This is a genomic window from Sphingomonas palmae, assembly GCF_900109565.1.
Lineage (GTDB): Bacteria > Pseudomonadota > Alphaproteobacteria > Sphingomonadales > Sphingomonadaceae > Sphingomonas > Sphingomonas palmae.
This window is the reverse complement of sequence record NZ_FNZZ01000001.1, coordinates 874479-891437: the sequence shown is the minus strand read 5'-3', so window position 1 is coordinate 891437 and position 16959 is coordinate 874479. Positions and strand designations below refer to the sequence as shown.

The window sequence follows — 16959 nt, the reverse complement described above, 5'->3', positions numbered from 1 at the left end:
CGCGGCGGCGGGCATCAAGGGCGCGGGCGAAACATGGCGTTACATTTAGGGCAGCGGGGCTGACGCGGTGCTGAACGGTGCGGCGCGAGTTCAGGCGGCTTCGGCCTCCGCCTCGGCTTCCTCGCGCTCGCTCGCCTGGCGTTCCCACATTTCGGCGTAGAGGCCACCCAGGCGGAGCAGTTCGGCGTGGGTGCCGCGCTCGACGATCTCGCCCGCTTCCAGCACGACGATCTGGTCGGCGTGGACGATCGTGGAGAGGCGGTGCGCGATGACGATCGTGGTGCGGCCGCGCTCGATCGCCTCCAGCGTGTCCATGATCTCGGCTTCGGTGCGGCTGTCAAGCGCGCTGGTCGCCTCGTCGAGGATCAGGATCGGCGGGTTCTTGAGCAGGGTGCGCGCGATTGCGACGCGCTGTTTCTCACCGCCCGAGAGCTTCAATCCGCGCTCACCGACGCGGGTGTCGTAGCCGTCGGGCTGGCGTTCGATGAAGCCCGCTATGGCGGCGCCCTTCGCCGCGCCCTCGATGTCAGCGCGCGTCGCGCCCTCGCGACCGTAGGCGATGTTGTAGCCGATCGTGTCGTTGAACAGCACCGTGTCCTGCGGCACGATGCCGATCGCGGCGCGCAAAGACGCCTGCGTGACATGCGCGATGTCCTGCCCGTCGATGGTCATGCGGCCGCCGGTCAGGTCGTAGAAGCGGTACATCAGCCGCGCGAGCGTCGACTTGCCAGCACCCGAGGGACCGACGACCGCGACCGTGCTGCCGGGCGCGACGTCTAGGTCGATGCCTTTTAGGATCGGCATGTCGTCGTCGTAGCCGAAGCGAACGCCCTCGAAGCGGACGTGGCCGCGCGCGACCGCGAGCGGGCGGGCATCGGCGGCGTCGGTGACCTCCGACGGCGTGTCGATCAGGTCGAACATCGCCGCCATGTCGATCACGCCCTGGCGGATGGTGCGATAGACCATGCCGAGCAGGTCGAGCGGGCGGAACAGTTGCGACAGCAAGGTCGAGATGAGCACGACGTTGCCCGCGGTGAAGCGGCCCTGGCTCCAGCCCCAGGCGACGTACGCCATCCCGCCGCCGAGCATCAGGTTGGTGATGAGCGCCTGACCGACATTGAGCCACGCGAGGCTGTTCTCCGACTTGACCGCGGCGTCGGCGTAGGCGCGCATCGCGCCGTCGTAGCGGCGCGCCTCGCGCTCCTCCGCGCCGAAATATTTCACCGTTTCGAAGTTCAGGAGCGAATCGACCGCGTGCGCGACCGCGCCGGTGTCGAGGTCGTTCATCCGCTCGCGCAAGGACGAGCGCCAGTCGGTGACGGTGCGGGTGAACCAGATGTAGGCGACGACCATGACGAGCGTGGCGGCAACGAGCGGCCAGCCGAACTTCACCCAGAAGATGCCGACGACGAGTGCGAGTTCGAGGATCGTCGGCGCGATGTTGAACAGGAGGAAGTAGAGCATCGTGTCGATGCTCTTGGTGCCGCGCTCAACCACCTTGGTGACCGCGCCGGTGCGGCGTTCGAGGTGGAAGCGCAGCGACAGCTGGTGGAGGTGGCGGAACACACGCGCGGCGAGGCGGCGGGTCGCCTCCTGCCCGACCCGCTCGAACACGGTGTTGCGCAGGTTATCGAACAGCGTCGAGCCGAAGCGCGCGGCGGCGTAGCCGAGGATCAGCAGCACGACGAGCGATACCGGCGTGCGTGCGATTCCTCCTGATGATCCGGCCATCCCGTCGATCGCGCCTTGGAGCGCGAAGGGCGCGCCATAAACCTGCACCAGCTTCGACGCGATGACGAGCAGCAGCGCACCCGCGACACGCAGCTTCATGCCGGGCGCGTCGCTGGGCCAGAGATCGGGCAGGAAGCGGCGGATGGTGGGGAGCAGCGGGCGATCGGCGCCCGGTGCGATGGTGGTTTGCGGCGGCATTGACACCGATGTCGTGCGCGCGGGTGCCCGCGTCAATGCGGCGCGCGGTGCGGTGAGCTTCGATCCGGAACGACGCAGATCGGGCCGCTTGTCAATAGCCAGCGTGGAACCGGGAAGCGATCCTTACGTTTTGAATCACATAAGGGAGGCCGAAGATGGAAGCTGTCTTCTTCGTCATGGCGATCATGGGCTGCGGTGACGCGAGCACCGCCTGCACCGAGGTCCGAGTCGATCCGGTCCGTTACAGCACAGTGCAGCAGTGCCAGGCGGCGTTGCCCGCGGCGCTCGCACGTAACAACGACCTGTCGTTTCCGGTGATCAGCGGGACGTGCCGCTCGAATGCGCCGCAGTGGGCGAAGTCGTCGCCGAAGGTTGCGACGCGCGGGTAATCTGCGCGGCGTGAGTTAGCCGGGCGGCGTAACCGTCGCGACTTGCTGCAGTTCGGCCGAGTGCGTGCGCGCCAAATCTGCTACTTACTGCGCCTAATCGCGATCTTCCGTGCCGCGGGCCCTCCGATCGCGATGTTTTTCGGCCTTCTTACGCTCTCGCCAAGTTTTTGCCGATCAGAAGCCGGTCGGTTCAAGCATTCTGCGAGGGTAAGGCGGCGGGGTTGGGGAGCGTGACGATCCCGTGATCGGCCTCCGGCGCTTCGGATGGGCGGCGCGCGGTGACGAAATAGTCGAGCGTGGTGGACTGGCCGAGTGCGAAGCCCTTTGCCGACAGCGTCAAGCCGGTGGTGTCGATCACCTCCAGCCCGGCTTGGTGGATCAGCGCGGTGAGTTCTTCGGGAGTCAGGAACTTGTCCCAGTCATGTGTGCCGCGCGGAATGACGCCGGTACGCTCCGCGCCCTCGACCAGCGCGAGGCGGGTGAGCCAGGTGCGGTTGGGGGTCGACATGGCCAACAGCCCGCCGGGTGCGACCGCGTCGGCGAGGCCGCGGACGAACGACGCGGGATCGGAGACGTGCTCGACCACCTCCATTGAGGTGACGAGGTCGAAGCGCTCGCCCGCCGCGGCCTCTACCCCGCCGACGCGGTAGTCGATCGCGAGCCCGCGGCGCGAGGCGTGGTCGCGCGCGACCGAGATGCTCTCCCCCGCGGCGTCGATCGCGGTGACGTGTGCGCCCAGCCGTGCGAGCGGTTCGGCGAGGAGGCCGGCGCCGCAACCGACGTCGAGCACGCGACGCCCGCGCAAGGGTGCGAAGCTGCGGTCGTCGAGATCCCAGTAGCTGTCGACGCGCTGGCGGATGTAGCCGAGCCGCACGGGGTTGAGGCGGTGGAGCATCGCCGACGAGCCCTTGGGATCCCACCATTCCGCCGCCATGCGCCCGAAATGCGCTGCCTCGCGGTCGATCACCGATGCGTGAGGGGTCGCCGAAATGGTCGCGGTTGTTACGGTTGCGGTCGTCATGGGGCGATCCTATCAGGACCGCCCTCTTACCCCAAGGCGTTTGGACCAGCGGCATGGCGCGCATCGTGATGAAGTTCGGCGGCACCTCGATGGCAGGCATCGAGCGCATCCGTTCGGTCGCCGCGCGCGTCAAACGCGAAGTGGAGGCGGGCAACGAGGTGGCGGTGGTCGTCTCCGCGATGGCGGGGGAGACCGATCGGCTGGTCGGCTTCTGCCGCGAGGCGTCGCCGCTTTACGACCCGCGCGAGTATGACGTGGTGGTGGCGTCGGGCGAGCAGGTGACGAGCGGGCTGCTCGCGATCGCGTTGCAGGCGATCGGCGTCAAGGCGCGGTCGTGGCTGGGCTGGCAGTTGCCGATCAACACCGATCAGGCGTTCGCCAAGGCGCGGATCGGCGGCATCGAGACCGAGGCGCTGAACGTGAGTCTGTCGGCGGGCGAGGTCGCGGTGATCCCGGGGTTTCAGGGCGTCAGCGAAGACGGGCGGATCACGACGCTGGGGCGTGGCGGATCGGACACCTCGGCGGTCGCAGTCGCGGCGGCGATGAAGGCGGACCGGTGCGACATCTACACCGACGTCGACGGCGTCTACACCACCGACCCGCGCATCGTGCCGCGCGCGCGCAAGCTCAGGCAGGTGACGTACGAGGAGATGCTGGAGCTGGCGAGCGTCGGGGCCAAGGTGCTGCAGACGCGCTCGGTCGGGCTCGCGATGAAGGAACAGGTGCGCGTGCAGGTGCTGTCGTCGCTGACCGGCGACGACGCGCCCGCGGCGGATACATTGCCCGGCACGATGATCGTGGGCGAAGAGGAGATCGAAGACGTGGAACGCCAGCTCATCACCGGCATCGCGCACGACAAGAATGAGGCCAAGATCACGCTGACGGGCGTGCCGGACAAGCCCGGATCGGTCGCGGCGATCTTCGCGCCCTTGTCGGCGGCGAACATCAACGTCGACATGATCATCCAGAACATCGCGCACCGGAGCAGCGGCTCAACCAGCGCGACCGACGTGACCTTCACGGTGCCGTCGTCCGACCTGCCGCGATCGATCGAGGCGCTCAATCAGGCGCGGGCCGAGATCGGTTTCGGCGAGCTGATCCACGACACGCGCGTGGCGAAGATCAGTGTCGTCGGCGTCGGCATGCGCAGCCACGCGGGCGTCGCGTCGACCATGTTCGAGACATTGGGCGCGCGCGGGATCAACATCCTCGCGATCTCGACCAGCGAGATCAAGGTCAGCGTGCTGATCCACGAGGACGAGACCGAGCTGGCGGTGCGTGTGCTGCACACGGCGTACGGGCTGGACGCGGAGGCGGCGTAGCGGTTTCGCTGCCCTACCTCGCGTCAGCGGGCAAAGGGGGTGCGGACCCACGCGCAGCGGTTGATGATCGCGCGTCGCTGGTGCTGGCGGCTCGTGTCGGTCCGTCATCGCGAACATCGCGACTTGGTGCCGGCGCATACCGGCCGAGCGCTAGTCAGTCGTCGATCGAGAGCACGCGCAGCTGCTTCTCGCGCGCCAGCGCGCGGTCGCGGATGATCGCGATGGCGTCCGCAGCCTGCATGGGAGCGTACATCGTGCCGGTGCGCGTCGCGTACAGTGCCGATTGCGCGTCATCGTCCGCGTCGCGAAAGGTGATCCGCGCGCGTTGCGCGATGCGCAGCCGGGCCGCCGCGGGCGCGGGCGGGCGGCGCATCAGTGCCGAGTAGGCGCGGTTCATGCGCGCGTCGTAGCGGCGAGGGGGGTGTCCTCGCACATCAACTGCCCCGCGGTAGAAGGATCGGAGGCGGCGCAGCGGACGAGCTCGTGCGCGGTCAGGTCGGCGAACGCCGCCGCCACGGCGAGCAGTGCGGTCACTCCCCGATCACGTGGAGCGCGATGCGCCGGCGGTGGGGGGCGGTGCGATGTTCGAAGAGGTAGATGCCTTGCCAGGTGCCGAGCACGGGCTGACCCCGGGCGATGGGGATCGACAGCGACACGTCTGTCAGCGCGGTGCGCAGGTGGGCGGGCATGTCGTCGGGCCCTTCGTCGTCGTGTTCGTAGTCGCGGGACTCGGGCGCTAGCCTCGCGAGATAGCGTTCCATATCGCGGCGGACGGCGGGGGCGGCATTCTCGTTGATGAGGAGCGAGGCGGAGGTGTGTCGGCAGAAGACGGTCAGCAGCCCGGTCGTGATCGCCTGATCGTCCAGCCAGCGCGCGACCTGATCGGTGATCTCGATCAGGCCTTGCCCGCGCGTGTCGATCGTCAGTTCGCCCGATGCCTGCTTCATGCTTTCTCCGCTGGTCTGCCCGCGCTAGGGACGTTCGATGAACGAGATGAACAACACCGGCGCCGATCGCCTGTCCCGCCGCATGGAACGCGGATGCGCCTTTCTCGGGTCCGAGGTCGCGATCATGGCGGGCGCGATGTCGTGGGTGTCGGAGCGCAACCTCGTGTCGGCGATGTCGAACGCGGGCGGGTTCGGGGTGATCGCGTGCGGCGCGATGACGCCCGCGCTGCTCGACGCGGAAATCGCCGCGACGAAGGCGCTGACCGAGCGGCCGTTCGGGGTCAACCTGATCACGATGCACCCGCAACTCGACGAATTGATCGCGGTGTGTGCGCGGCACGAGGTCGGTCACGTCGTGCTGGCGGGCGGACTGCCGCCGAAGGGGTCGCTGGAGGCGATCAAGGCACCAAGAAATGGTGGGGCCGCGAAGGTGATCTGCTTCGCGCCGACGCTGGCGCTGGCGAAGAAGCTGATCCGATCGGGCGTCGACGCGCTGGTGATCGAGGGGATGGAGGCGGGCGGGCATATCGGGCCGGTCTCGACCAGCGTGCTGGCGCAGGAGATGCTGCCCGAGATCGCCGACAAGGTGCCTGTGTTCGTGGCGGGTGGGATCGGGCGCGGCGAGGCGATCGCGGGATACCTCGACATGGGCGCGGCGGGGGTGCAGCTCGGCACGCGGTTCGTCTGCGCGACCGAGTGCGTGGCGCATCCGAACTTCAAGCGCGCGTTCATTCGTGCGTCGGCAAGGGATGCGGTGGCGAGCGTGCAGATCGATCCGCGGCTGCCGGTGATCCCGGTGCGCGCGCTGAAGAACGCGGGCGGCGAATTGTTCACCGCCAAGCAGCGCGAGGTGGCGCAGCGGCTGGACGAGAGTGCGGTCGCGATGGCCGAGGCGCAGCTGGAGATCGAGCATTACTGGGCGGGCGCGCTGCGCCGCGCGGTGATCGACGGCGATGTCGAGCACGGCAGCGTCATGGCGGGACAGTCGGTCGGCATGGTGACGAAGGAAGAGCCGATCGCCGACATCATCGCGCAGCTGATGACCGAGGCAGCGGACGCGCTGCGCGCGCGGGCGGCGTGATGTTCGGGCGGTGAGCGCGCTAAATGCGGTGAGCCGCGCACGGTTCGCCGCATGATTACCGCGCGTTAACCATTAGGCGGCTAGCAGCGAGTCATGCCGGGGGGCCGGAAGGATTCGTGATGCGTAGGTTGCCGCTCCACAAGATCGTCGTCGCGGGCACGCTCGCGATCGTTGCCGGATGCGCGAAGGTCGCGCCGCCGCCCGTCGTCGCGACGCTGCCACCGCCCGCGCCTGTGGTGGCGCAGATGCCGAAGGGCGGGCGTCCGGGCATGGTGATCCCTATCCGGCTGGCCGACGGCAGTTACGCGACGCCCAACCGCGCACTGACCGGGGCGGCGACCGTGTGGCATTTGCGCACCGCGCTGAACGTCGCCGCACTCGCGTGCCGCGACGCCGACGAAGCGCAGACGACGGCGGCGTACAACGCGATGCTGACCGCGCGAAAGGCGGTGCTGGCGAGTGCGGAGACGACGCTGTCGGCTGAGTTCAAGGCGCGCGGCGGCGACTGGCGCGACAGCTACGACGACGCGATGACTAGGCTGTACAATTATTGGTCGCAGGATTTCGCGCGCGCCGGTTTCTGCGCGGCGGCGAAGCAGGCGCTGGCGGCGGCGCCCAGCGTGCCAGAGGCGGAGTTCGCGAGCTTCGCGACGACGCAGCTGGCCGCGCTCGACCAGCCGTTCACCGATTTCTTCCGCGCGTACGATGCATGGCGTACGCAGGCGGCGCTGGTGCCGGTGGGTCCGCGCCCGCTAGCCGCACCGGTCGTCGCAACCGCGGCGACCGTGCAGGCGGTGCCGGGGCCCGAGCCGCGCGCGCAGGTGGTGACGCAGGCTGTGCCCGCACGTGCCACCGCGACGCCGCTGGTCGCGAAGGACCTGCCGAAGATCAACGTGGACGCTTCCGCGCTCAACTAGGCCGCGCGCTAGCTTGAGTGATGGGCCGCGCGCGGGGTTCCGTTGCGCCGCGGTCTTGGTTAAAGCCCGGCGCATGGCGAGTGGCGGACCATTGCCCGCGAGTGGAGGCTTCGAGGGCAGGGTGCACCTGTTCCCGTTGCGCGTCTATTTCGAGGATACCGATCTGTCGGGCGTCGTCTACCACGCCAATTACCTGCGCTACATGGAGCGCGCGCGGTCGGACATGCTGCGCGTCGCCGGCATCGACCAGCGCGCGCATTTCGACGGCGGCGGCGGTGCCTACGCGATCCACGACCTGCAGATCCGCTACGCCGCGCCGGCGCGGCTGGACGATGCGCTGGTGGTCGAGTCCAGCGTCGAGGCGGTGACGCCCGCGCGCGTCGTCATTCATCAGACAGTCAGGCGCAACGCGGTCTTGCTGACGCGCGGCGTCGTCACCGCGGCGCTGGTCGGACCCGACGGCCGCCCGCGGCGGCAACCGGCGGCGTGGCTCGACCTGTTCCGCACGCTGACGCCTATCAACGACATGAACACTGGGGAGCCCGTCACTTGAACCCGATCGTGAACACCGATGCGGCGACGCTGTCGCCGATCGCCCTGTTCCTCCAGGCCGACTGGGTGGTGAAGGGCGTGATGCTGGGGCTGCTGCTCGCCAGCATCTGGACCTGGGCGATCATTATCATGTTCTGGCTAAAGGTCGGGCGGACCAGGAAGGCGACGGAGAAGTTCGAGCGCGATTTCTGGAAGGCGGAGGATATCGACGCCTTCTACAAGTCGAACGGCAATGCCGACCTGCCCTCCGCGCGCGTGCTTGCGGCGGGCGTCGCGGAGTGGCGGCGGTCGACGCAGGGGCAGGTGATCGACCGCGAGGGCACGCGCGACCGGTTGGCGACGACGATGGGCGCGGCGGTCGCGAAGGAGATCGACGAATTGTCCGACCGGCTGAACGTGCTGGCGACGGTCGGGTCGGTCGCACCGTTCGTGGGATTGTTCGGCACGGTGTGGGGCATCATGCGCAGCTTCACCTCGATCGCGAGCCAGCAGAACACCAGCCTGGCTGTCGTGGCGCCGGGCATCGCCGAGGCGCTGTTCGCGACCGCGATCGGGCTGTTCGCCGCCATCCCGGCGGTGATCGCGTACAACCGGTTCAGCCACGGCATCAACCGGATCGAGGCGCGGTTGAACCGCTTCGCCGACGGGTTCCACGCGACCTTGTCGCGCCAGCTCGACCGAGAGCGCTGAGGCAAGCACATGGCAATGCATCTTCCTTCCGGGCGGAGCCGCGGGCGGCGCGCGCCGATGGCGGACATCAACGTCACGCCGCTGGTCGACGTGATGCTGGTGCTGCTGATCATCTTCATGGTGACCGCGCCATTGTTGACCGCGGGCGTCCCGGTGAATTTGCCCGACAGCCGCGCCAAGCCGCTGGACCAGGAAAAGCAGCCGACCGAAATCTCGCTGGACGCGCAAGGGCGTATCTTCATCGCGAAGGAGGAGATGTCGTTCGACACGCTGTCGGCGCGGCTTGATGCGATCGCGGCCGCCGCGCAAGGTGGTGAGCCGCCGCAGGTGTATCTGCGCGCCGACCGCAAGCTCGATTACGGGCAGGTGATGCGCGTGATGGGCGAGCTGAACCGCGCCGGGCTCAACCGCGTCGCGCTGGTGACGGTCGGGGAGGATTGATGGACCGCGCCGAGAAGGTCGGCCTGGGCGTCGCGATCGCGGGCCACGTCCTGCTGTTCGGGTTGATGTCGCTCGGCTTTCTCGACACGCCCAATCCGGTCAAGCTGAAGCAGACGCCGGTCGAGGTCAGCCTGGTGCCCGAAGTGGCGCTGGAGGCGGCGGCACCGGCGAGCAGCGAGGCGCCGTCCGAGCGCGTATCGCCGCAGGAAGGCGAGCCGGAGGATGCGGCGCCGCCCGCGGCCGAACCGGAGCCCGCGCCCGAGCCGGCACCTGCACCGGCGCCCGCGCCCGAACCGAAGCCGGAACCCAAGCCGCAGCCGAAGCCCCAGCCCGCGCCAAAGCCGGCGCCGCCCAAGCCTGCACCGAAGCCCGAACCGGCGCCAAAGCCCAAACCCGCGCCGAAGCCGAAGCCGGTTGCGAAGCCTGCGCCCAAGCCGAAGCCGAAGCCGCCGGTGCGCGAGGCGGCGGAGAAGGCGCCGGCCAAGCCGACCGCGAAGCCAGCGGCCAAGCCCGCGCCGGCCAAGCAGGCGAGTGCGAGCAAGTCGACGTCGAGCAAATCGACATCCAGCAAGTCTGCCTCGACCGCCAAGTCGTCGGGCAAGCCCGCCGCCAAGCCGGCGGCGAAGCAGGGCAGCGGTGCGAGCGAGAAGGCGACCGCGTCGCGTCCGCGCGGCGGCCGATTGGGCGACGATTTCCTGAAAGGGCTGTCGGCCGAGCCGAGCAAGGCGAAGAGCAGCGATGCGCCGCCGTCGGCCGCGCGCGTCGACGGCGCCGCGCTCGCCGCGATCCAGCAGGCGATCGCGCGGCAGATTCAGCCATGCGCCGACAAGCAGGTTGATCCGGGTCCCGGTGCGAACCAGATCGTGACGACGCTGAACCTGCGCCTCAACCGCGACGGCACGCTGTCGGCGACGCCGACGGTCGTGCGCCAGCGCGGGGTCGACGACGACAACCAGCGCTATGCACGCCGCGTCGTCGATCTGGGGATCGCGGCGTTCAAGGGGTGTTCGCCGCTGAAACTGCCGGCCGAATATTATGCCACCGCCAACGGGGGGTGGAGCAACATCAACTACAATTGGAAATTGCGGTGAGGATCAGCGCGCTTCTTCTAGTCTCGGCACTCGCCGCCGGGATCGTTTCGGCTCCCGCATCGGCGCAGGACGTGCCGCCGGTAACGCTCACGCCGCCGGCGGGCACGCAGCCGGCGCAAGGGGCTGTGCCTGCGCAAGCAGCGCCGGGGCAGACGCCGCCGCCGCTCGAGGTCGACGTGACCGGCGGCATCTCCGCGCCGATGCCGATCGCGATCCCCGCGATGCCGACGCCCGCGGTGACGAGCACGCCGGCCGGATCGACCGACGCGCTGGGGCGGCAGTTGGCCGACATCATCGCCAACGACCTGCGCGGATCGGGGCTGTTCACGCCGATCCCGCCGGCGCAGCTGCGCACCGTTATGTTCCCCGAGGTGACCGCGCCCGCGTATGATTACTGGGGCGGGACGGGCGCGCAGGCGCTGGTGCAGGGCTATATCCGCGCCAACAGCGACGGGTCGCTGGCGGTCGGATGTTATCTGTACGACGTGACCGCGCGCGCCGAGCTGGTGCGGCAGGGCTTCGTCGTGCCGCCGTCGCAGTGGCGTCGCGCCGCGCACAAATGCGCCGACGCGATCTATGCAAGGCTGACGGGCGAGGGGCCGTATTTCGACAGCCGCGTCGTCTACGTCAGCGAGACCGGGCCGAAGGGCAACCGGATCAAGCGGCTGGCGATCATGGACCAGGACGGCGCCAACCACCGTTTCCTGACCGCGGGATCGTCGATCGTGCTGACGCCACGCTTCGCGCCCAACCAGCAATCAATCGTCTACATGAGCTACGTCGGCAAGAACCCGGCGATCTACGTCTACGATATCGGCACGGGCAAGCAGCGGCTGGTCGTGCAGAATGCGGCGACGACGTTCGCGCCGCGCTTCTCGCCCGACGGGCGCTGGATCCTGTTCTCGCGCGCGGACGGCGGCAACACCGACATCTACCGCGTGTCGAGTGCGGGCGGAGGCACGCCGCAGAAGCTGACCAACTCGCCCGGGATCGACACCGGCGGCAGCTACTCGCCCGATGGATCGAAGATCGTGTTCGAGAGCGACCGTTCGGGCGGGCAGCAGATCTACGTCATGAACGCGGACGGATCGAACCAGCAGCGGATCAGCTTCGGCGGCGGACGCTACGCGACGCCGGTGTGGAGCCCGCGCGGCGACCTGATCGCGTTCACCAAGCTGGCGGGGTCGTTCCGCATCGGCGTGATGAACCCCAACGGTTCGGGCGAGCGATTGCTGACCGATGGCTATCAGGACGAGGGGCCGAGCTGGTCGCCGAACGGGCGCGTCATCACCTTCTTCCGCACCGGCAGCGGCAGCGGGGGCAAGGCGGATCTGTGGTCGGTCGACCTGACCGGCGTCAACGCGCGGCGTATTCCGACCCCGCTGGACGGGTCCGATCCGGCGTGGGGACCGCTTCAGCCGTAAGCGCTTGGGTCAACCGATAGCGCAGGTTACCACTGGGGGCATCTGCCCGGCACGGGCATCCAGGGGATCATCACGGGAGTTGAAGAGCATGGCACGACTGACGACGACGATATTGCTGGCGACCGCATTGGTGGCGACGGCGGCGTGCTCCAAGAAGCGCCCCGCGGTGCTGCCGCCCGCCGCCGGCGAGGCGCCGCCGCCCGCGTACCAGGACCCGAACGGTGGGATGAACGGTGGCGCGGGTGCGGTGACGCCCGGGTCGGCGGCCGATTTCAAGCGATCGGTGACGAGCGACACGGTGCTGTTCGCGCTCGACATGTACGACATCGACAGCGAGGCGCGGGCGATCCTCGACACGCAGGTGCAGTGGCTGACGCGCTATCCCAACGTGCGCGTCACGATCGAGGGCCACGCCGACGAGCGCGGGACGCGCGAGTACAACCTCGCGCTGGGTGACCGCCGCGCCAATGCGGCGAAGAATTATCTGGCGGCGCGCGGCATCAGCCCGTCGCGGTTGAGCGTCATCAGCTACGGCAAGGAACGCCCGGTCGCGCTCGGATCGGACGAGGCGAGCTACGCGCAGAACCGCCGCGCGGTGACGGTGGTGGTGAACTGATCGCGGGGCAGGCGATCGCTCCGTTGTCCCGGATCGGGTCCGGGGTGGCGCTCAGGCTCTGAGCGCCCAGCGGAGCACGCCGCCCATGCCGTTGGCGCCGAGGCGGACAGCGGGGCGCGCGTAGGCTGGCAGGCTGCGACCGTGGAGCGCCTGCGCCCAGGGCGGCAGCAGATCGACCGCGGCGGCGGCGGCGAGGTTCATCGCCGAGGTCGTCGCCTTGTCCTCGCCGGGTGCGAGCAGCGCGGTCGCCACCTCGCGCATGCGGTGATCGGCGCGCAGGTCGGGGCGGACACGGGCGTAATAGGCATCGATCTGGCTTCGCGAGCGCGGCACCTCGGTGGCGCCGAGCGCTTCGGCGACGGTCGTGGTTTCAGCGAGGTAGCGCTCCTGATCGGCGATGCTCATCTGCGGATCGCGGTAACGGAGATAGGCGCGCAGGAAGCTGTCGACCTCCGCGACATGGACCCAGGTGAGCAAAGCGGGATCGTTGGCGCTGTAGCGCGTGCCATCGGGCAGCGTGCCGCCAACGCGGTCGTGGATGCGGCGGACCTGCGCGATTGCGGCGCGCGCCTGCTCGGTCGAGCCGAAGGTGGTCATGGCGATGAAGCGCGCGGTGCGTTTCAACCGACCGTGGCGATCATCGCGGAACCCCGAATGGTCCCACACGCCCGCTAATGCAGCGGGGTGAAGCATCTGCAGCAGCAGCGCGGAGATGCCGCCGATCATCATGGCGGTAAAGTCGCCGTGCACGCGCCACGCGGCGGACTTGGGGCCGAACAGCCCGTCGTCGCCGAGCGGGCGCGTCAGGTCGACCTCGCCCGAGCCGACCAGCGCGCGCACACGCGTGGCGAGTGCGGCGCGAACGTCGGTCAGGGGCGAGGGGAGATTGAGCGAGGGGATCAGGCCTCGGCGCTGGCGGCGGGCTTGCGGCCGCGGCGCGGCGCGGGAGCGTCGCTGTCGGGGGCCTGCTCGGTCGCCTTCTTCGCGCCGGCCTTGCGGCCTAGACCGATCTTCTTGGCCATGTCGCGACGCGCCTCCGAATAGCTCTCGGCGACCATCGGATAATCCGACTTGAGGCCGTAGCGCTGGCGGTACTCGTCCGGAGTCAAACCCTGACCCGCGAGGTGACGACGCAAGGTCTTGTACGGCTTGCCGTCGATCAGCGAGATGATGTGATCCTTCGATGCCAAGGACTTACGCACCGAAACGGCGGGCGTGTACTCGGCCTGCGGTTCCTCATTGCTCTCGCTCGTGCCAGTACCGGTCAAGTTGCTGACCGCCTGATGCATCTGCTGCAGGAAGGCGGGAACGTCTTCACTGGCGGCGCGGGTGTTGGGATTGGAGAGCCACGCGATGGTCAACTCGGTTGCAAGCTCCACGGTGTTGTTGGTCATCGCGTCATCGGTCACTTGTGCTGGCTCCTTGTTCTTGATCTCCCAGATAACACCGGGCCGTTTATGGTCAACATGCAAGCTTGTAAATTTCAACATAACTGGATCAAAGATTATCGATTAATCATCAATATTCGCCCTGATCGTAAAGTTCGGTGTCAAGTATCGCATCGGCAAGTTGTTCATCGCGCAGGAGCAAGTGCGATCGGCGGCGTGGTTTAGCGCTTGCGCCCGTCCGGGCCGCGCGTCAGGATCGCTGCCAGAATAATCGAACGGGGGCAGGCATGAAGACGGGGCGCGCCGGACGGGCGCTGGGGATGACGGCGGCGCTCGCGCTGGTGCTGCCGGCGTGTACGCAGGCGGGAGCACGACCGCAGACGGCGTCGCGCGACGCGCCGGCGCGCAAGGCGCCACCCAGGCCCTATTCGCGCGATCCGTTTCCCTCGACCTACCACCCCTATCCGGGTGTGCCGACGCTCCTCACCAACGTCACCGTGTTCGACGGCGAGGGCAACCGGATTGAGCGCGGGCAGGTGCTGTTCGCCGATGGCAAGATCGTCGCCGTGGGGCAGAGCGTCTCCGCGCCCGCGGGCGTCACGACGATCGACGGCACCGGCAAGTTCGTGACGCCCGGCATCGTCGATATCCACAGTCATTTGGGCGATTACCCGAGCCCGCAGGTGCGCGCGCTGTCCGATGGCAACGAGGCGACCGCGCCGGTCACCGCCGACGTGTGGGCCGAGCATAGCGTCTGGCCGCAGGACCCGGGGTTCAGCCGCGCGCTGGCGAACGGCGGGGTCACCACGCTGCAGATCCTGCCGGGCTCCGCCAATCTGTTCGGCGGGCGATCGGTGGTGCTGAAGAACGTCTACGCGCGCACGACGCAGGGGATGAAGTTTCCCGGCGCGCCCTACGGATTGAAGATGGCGTGCGGCGAGAACCCGAAGCGCGTCTACGGATCGAAGGGGCGCGAGCCGTCGACGCGAATGGGCAACATCGCGGTCGACCGCGCCACCTGGGCGAAGGCGGCGGCGTACAAGCGCAAGTGGGACAAGTATGACGCCGACGGCGGCGACATGCCCGACCGCGACATCGCGATGGACACGCTGCGCGGCGTCCTGTCGGGCGAGATCCTGGTGCAGAACCACTGCTACCGCGCCGACGAGATGGCCAACGTGCTCGATATGGCGAAGGAGTTCGGCTACCACGTGGAGGCGTTCCACCACGCGGTCGAGGCGTACAAGATCGCCGACCTGCTCCGCGCCAACAACACCTGCGCCGCGGTGTGGGCCGATTGGTACGGGTTCAAGATGGAGAGCTACGACGGGATCGGCGAGAACCTGGCCATCCTGGAAAAGTCGGGCGCGTGCGGGATGATCCATTCCGACGACGAGAACGGCATCCAGCGGTTGAACCAGGAAGTCGCCAAGGTGCTGTCGTCGGCGCGGCACGCGGGGATACAGATCAGCGATGCGGCGGCGTGGAAGTGGCTGTCGCTCAACCCGGCGAAGTCGCTGCACATCGCCGACAAGACCGGCAGCCTGGTCGCGGGGAAGATGGCGGACGTGGTGCTGTGGAACGGCAATCCGTTTAGCGTCTACACCCGGCCTGAAAAGGTGTGGATCGACGGCGCGCTGCTCTACGACGCGGACAATCCGCGGATGCGGCCGGTGAGCGATTTCGAGTTGGGGCAGCCGGGTTCGGGAGATGTGAAGTGAAGCGCGCCCTTCTTCTCGCCGCCGCAGCTAGCTTCGCACTGCCCGCCACGGCTCAGACGGTGGCGATCACCGGGGGCACGGTCGCGATCGGTGACGGCTCCGCGCCGATCGAGGGCGGCACGGTCGTGGTACGCGATGGGCGCATCGTCGCGGCCGGGCGCGGGGTCGCGGTGCCCGCGGGGGCGCAGGTGATCGACGCGACGGGCAAGTGGGTCGCGCCGGGCTTCGTCGCGGGCTTCTCCAACCTGGGGCTCGAGGATGCCGACGGGGTCGAGGAGAGCAATGACGTGACCGCGCGGCAGTCGCCGTTCAACGCCGCGATCGACATCGCGCCGGCGATCAATCCGGCGAGCGTCATCATCGCCAACGAGCGGCTGGGCGGCGTCACCCGCGCGATCGTCTCGCCGCGATCGGCGGGGTCGATCTTCGCAGGCCAGGGCGCGGTGATCGGGCTGGGCGGTGATGCCGACACGGTGATCCGTCCGCGCGCGTTCCAGTATGTCGAGCTGGGCGAGGAGGGTGGGCGCCAGGCCGGCGGCAGTCGCCCGGCGGCATACGCGGCACTGCGCGACGCGTTCGCGCAGGCGCAGGATTATCGCCGCAGCCCGGCGACCTTCGACGGACGTGGACGCGATTCGCTCATCAAGCGCGGCGATGCCGCGGCGCTGGTGCAGGTGCTCGACGGGCGCGTGCCGATGCTGGTGCATGTCGAGCGCGCGAGCGACATCCGCTCGGCGTTGGCGCTGAAGCGCGACTATCCGCAGGTGAAGCTGGTGCTGGTCGGGGTGGCCGAGGGCTGGCTGGTCGCGCGCGAGATCGCGGCCGCGCGCGTGCCCGTGATCGCGCAGGCGCTGGCCGACCTGCCCGCCTCGTTCGAGCAGGTCGCGGCGACCGAGTCGAACGTCGGACGCATGTCGGCGGCGGGGGTGACGGTGGCGCTATCCACGCTCGGCTACAATGACGCGCCGGGCGAGCATGTGGTGAAGCAGTTCGCCGGCAATCTGGTCGCGATCACGCGCGTGCCGGGTGCGACCGGGCTCGACTGGGGCCACGCGCTCGCCGCGATCACCAGCGGGCCGGCGGCGGCGCTGGGGATGGACGGCGAGATCGGTAGCTTGCGCGCCGGGCGGCGCGGCGACGTGGTGATGTGGGACGGCGACCCGCTGGAATTGTCGTCGAAGCCGGTCGCGATCTGGATCGACGGCAAGCCGCAGCCGATGCGGTCGCGCCAGACCGAATTGCGCGATCGTTACCTGACACCGACCGAGGGCGCGCTGCCCAAGGCGTACGAGCGGCGCTGAGGCTGGCGTCGCCGTGCGCGAAGGCGTCCGTGTTGCCTGATCTGCGTCAATTCTCTCCCGCGCGTGACGTTTTGCGTACGCACGGGAGCAGAATGCGCGCGGCGCCGTTCAGGCCGCAGCACGGGGCGT

At 68.8% G+C, this 16959-nt stretch carries 19 protein-coding genes; 12 read left to right on the top strand and 7 right to left on the bottom strand.

Translation table 11 applies throughout. The annotated features are described in order from the left end of the window. Positions 1-90 precede the first annotated feature (90 nt). Positions 91-1929, bottom strand: coding sequence for an ABCB family ABC transporter ATP-binding protein/permease (locus tag BMW51_RS04360; protein WP_177171507.1), 1839 nt, complete (start codon positions 1927-1929; stop codon positions 91-93). A gap of 155 nt (positions 1930-2084) precedes the next feature. Between BMW51_RS04360 and BMW51_RS04355 the strand changes: the two genes are divergently transcribed. Continuing rightward, positions 2085-2318, top strand: a complete 234-nt coding sequence (locus BMW51_RS04355) for a hypothetical protein (protein WP_093003590.1) — start codon at positions 2085-2087, stop codon at positions 2316-2318. A gap of 190 nt (positions 2319-2508) precedes the next feature. On the opposite strand, the gene ubiG is transcribed toward BMW51_RS04355, so the two are convergent. Then, entirely contained in the window at positions 2509-3339 is an 831-nt protein-coding gene (gene ubiG, locus BMW51_RS04350; RefSeq protein WP_093003588.1) for a bifunctional 2-polyprenyl-6-hydroxyphenol methylase/3-demethylubiquinol 3-O-methyltransferase UbiG, read from the bottom strand. Between the two features lie 53 nt (positions 3340-3392). Between ubiG and BMW51_RS04345 the strand changes: the two genes are divergently transcribed. Continuing rightward, positions 3393-4661: an aspartate kinase gene (locus tag BMW51_RS04345; RefSeq protein WP_093003586.1), complete on the top strand. Its 1269-nt coding sequence runs from the start codon at positions 3393-3395 to the stop codon at positions 4659-4661. 154 nt (positions 4662-4815) lie between these two features. On the opposite strand, the gene BMW51_RS04340 is transcribed toward BMW51_RS04345, so the two are convergent. Genes BMW51_RS04340 through BMW51_RS04335 form a run of 3 tightly spaced genes read right to left on the bottom strand, consistent with a single transcriptional unit; the run spans position 4816 to position 5608 of the window. Beyond that, positions 4816-5058: a lysozyme inhibitor LprI family protein gene (locus BMW51_RS04340; RefSeq protein WP_093003584.1), complete on the bottom strand. Its 243-nt coding sequence runs from the start codon at positions 5056-5058 to the stop codon at positions 4816-4818. Further along, positions 5055-5195 (bottom strand): hypothetical protein, encoded by a 141-nt coding sequence (locus tag BMW51_RS16000; protein ID WP_177171506.1) that lies wholly within the window; start codon positions 5193-5195, stop codon positions 5055-5057. Before BMW51_RS16000 ends, BMW51_RS04340 begins: the two co-directional genes overlap by 4 nt. Then, on the bottom strand, positions 5192-5608 hold the full coding sequence (locus tag BMW51_RS04335; RefSeq protein WP_093003582.1) for a secondary thiamine-phosphate synthase enzyme YjbQ: 417 nt from the start codon (positions 5606-5608) through the stop codon (positions 5192-5194). The genes BMW51_RS16000 and BMW51_RS04335 overlap by 4 nt, the downstream gene beginning before the upstream one ends. 37 nt (positions 5609-5645) lie before the next feature. Between BMW51_RS04335 and BMW51_RS04330 the strand changes: the two genes are divergently transcribed. From BMW51_RS04330 to pal, 8 genes are all read left to right on the top strand, one after another. Further along, on the top strand, positions 5646-6689 hold the full coding sequence (locus BMW51_RS04330; RefSeq protein ID WP_177171505.1) for an NAD(P)H-dependent flavin oxidoreductase: 1044 nt from the start codon (positions 5646-5648) through the stop codon (positions 6687-6689). Between the two features lie 119 nt (positions 6690-6808). Continuing rightward, positions 6809-7606 carry a hypothetical protein gene (locus BMW51_RS04325; protein WP_143051793.1) on the top strand — a complete coding sequence of 266 codons (798 nt, stop codon included), beginning with the start codon at positions 6809-6811 and terminating at the stop codon, positions 7604-7606. Between the two features lie 73 nt (positions 7607-7679). Next, positions 7680-8159, top strand: a complete 480-nt coding sequence (locus BMW51_RS04320; RefSeq protein ID WP_093003578.1) for a YbgC/FadM family acyl-CoA thioesterase — start codon at positions 7680-7682, stop codon at positions 8157-8159. Next, positions 8156-8848 (top strand): protein TolQ, encoded by a 693-nt coding sequence (gene tolQ, locus BMW51_RS04315; protein ID WP_093003576.1) that lies wholly within the window; start codon positions 8156-8158, stop codon positions 8846-8848. The genes BMW51_RS04320 and tolQ overlap by 4 nt, the downstream gene beginning before the upstream one ends. Positions 8849-8857: 9 nt before the next feature. Next, on the top strand, positions 8858-9289 hold the full coding sequence (tolR, locus tag BMW51_RS04310) for a protein TolR (protein WP_093003574.1): 432 nt from the start codon (positions 8858-8860) through the stop codon (positions 9287-9289). Beyond that, complete coding sequence (locus tag BMW51_RS04305; RefSeq protein WP_093003572.1) at positions 9289-10380, top strand: cell envelope biogenesis protein TolA; 1092 nt, start codon at positions 9289-9291, stop codon at positions 10378-10380. Before tolR ends, BMW51_RS04305 begins: the two co-directional genes overlap by 1 nt. Positions 10381-10505: 125 nt before the next feature. Next, the gene (tolB, locus tag BMW51_RS04300; protein ID WP_245708286.1) at positions 10506-11804 is read left to right on the top strand and encodes a Tol-Pal system beta propeller repeat protein TolB; all 1299 of its coding nucleotides are present in this window, start codon (positions 10506-10508) and stop codon (positions 11802-11804) included. Positions 11805-11892: 88 nt separating this feature from the next. Further along, positions 11893-12420 (top strand): peptidoglycan-associated lipoprotein Pal, encoded by a 528-nt coding sequence (gene pal, locus BMW51_RS04295; RefSeq protein ID WP_093003567.1) that lies wholly within the window; start codon positions 11893-11895, stop codon positions 12418-12420. 51 nt (positions 12421-12471) lie between these two features. Here the strand turns inward: pal and BMW51_RS04290 are convergent, their stop codons facing one another. Together BMW51_RS04290 and BMW51_RS04285 are read right to left on the bottom strand one after the other, a co-directional pair. Continuing rightward, on the bottom strand, positions 12472-13293 hold the full coding sequence (locus BMW51_RS04290; RefSeq protein WP_093003565.1) for an oxygenase MpaB family protein: 822 nt from the start codon (positions 13291-13293) through the stop codon (positions 12472-12474). 26 nt (positions 13294-13319) lie between these two features. Next, positions 13320-13829, bottom strand: a complete 510-nt coding sequence (locus BMW51_RS04285; protein ID WP_093003563.1) for a Ros/MucR family transcriptional regulator — start codon at positions 13827-13829, stop codon at positions 13320-13322. Between the two features lie 266 nt (positions 13830-14095). On the opposite strand from BMW51_RS04285, the gene BMW51_RS04280 reads away from it, so the two are divergent. Both BMW51_RS04280 and BMW51_RS04275 read left to right on the top strand, forming a co-directional pair. After that, positions 14096-15529, top strand: a complete 1434-nt coding sequence (locus BMW51_RS04280) for an amidohydrolase (RefSeq protein ID WP_093003561.1) — start codon at positions 14096-14098, stop codon at positions 15527-15529. Next, positions 15526-16830, top strand: coding sequence for an amidohydrolase family protein (locus BMW51_RS04275; RefSeq protein ID WP_093003559.1), 1305 nt, complete (start codon positions 15526-15528; stop codon positions 16828-16830). The genes BMW51_RS04280 and BMW51_RS04275 overlap by 4 nt, the downstream gene beginning before the upstream one ends. The last annotated feature ends 129 nt before the right edge of the window (positions 16831-16959 follow it).